Genomic DNA, 1,303 nt, shown 5'->3' on the forward strand with positions numbered 1-1,303 from the left:
ATCGACGATGTCCCCGAGCGGCTGTCCGCGAGTAAGGACTTCCCGATTCCCGCCCTGCTCGAGGTGCGCGGCGAGGCGTTCTTTCGCCTCTCCGATTTCGAGGCGCTCAACGCCAGTCTGGTCGAAGACGGCAAGGCGCCGTTCGCCAACCCGCGCAACAGCGCGGCGGGCTCGCTGCGCCAGAAGAACCCGGCCGTCACCGCCCGGCGCAAGCTGCGGATGATCTGCCACGGCATCGGCCGCACCGAGGGGTTCGCGCCCAAGACTCAGCACGAGGCCTACAGCGCGCTGAGCGCCTGGGGGCTGCCGGTGGCCGAACAAACCGCGCGGGTGCGCGGCCTCGCCGCCATCGAGGAGCGGATCGGCTATTGGGGTGAGCACCGTTACGACCTCGAGCACGAAATCGACGGCGTGGTAGTCAAAGTCGACGACGTGGCGCTGCAGCGCCGGCTCGGGACCACCTCTCGCGCTCCGCGGTGGGCTGTCGCGTACAAGTACCCGCCCCAGGAGGCGCAGACCGAGCTGCTCGACATCCGCGTCAACGTCGGGCGCACCGGACGCGTCACCCCGTTCGCGTTCATGACGCCGGTGAAGGTGGCCGGGTCGACGGTGGGGCTGGCCACCCTGCACAACGCCGCCGAGGTGAAACGCAAGGGCGTGCTGATCGGGGACACGGTGATGATCCGCAAAGCCGGCGACGTGATCCCGGAGGTGCTCGGTCCCGTCGTCGACCTGCGCGACGGCTCCGAACGCGAATTCGTCATGCCCACCAAGTGTCCCGAATGCGGCACCACGCTGGCGCCGGCCAAGGAGGGCGACGCCGATATCCGTTGCCCCAACGCCCGGTCCTGCCCGGCGCAGTTGCGGGAGCGGGTCTTTCACGTCGCCGGTCGCGGGGCTCTCGACATCGAGGGGCTCGGCTACGAAGCCGCGACCGCGCTGTTGAAGGCGCGCGTGATCGCCGACGAGGGCGACTTGTTCGCACTCACCGAGGACGACCTGTTGCGCACCGAGCTGTTCCGGACGAAGGCCGGCGCCCTGTCCGCCAACGGCAGACGGCTGCTCGACAACCTGGACAGGGCCAAGAAGGTCGCGCTGTGGCGGGTTCTGGTGGCGTTGTCGATCCGGCACGTCGGGCCGACGGCCGCGCGTGCCCTGGCGACCGAGTTCGGCGATCTGGACTCGATCATGTCGGCGTCGACCGAGCGGCTGGCCGCGGTGGAGGGCGTCGGCCCGACGATCGCCGCGGCACTCACCGAATGGTTCACCGTCGACTGGCACTGCGCGATCGTCGACAAGTGGC

General features: G+C 69.6%; 1 protein-coding gene. It reads left to right on the top strand.

Features of this window, described 5'->3' with window-relative positions; translation table 11 throughout:
* On the top strand, window positions 1–1,303 hold a 1,303-nt coding region (gene ligA, locus A5652_RS15035; RefSeq protein WP_067352681.1), incomplete at both ends, for an NAD-dependent DNA ligase LigA.

Origin of the sequence: Mycobacterium sp. 1165178.9 (assembly GCF_001673555.1) — a bacterium.
Taxonomy (GTDB): domain Bacteria; phylum Actinomycetota; class Actinomycetes; order Mycobacteriales; family Mycobacteriaceae; genus Mycobacterium.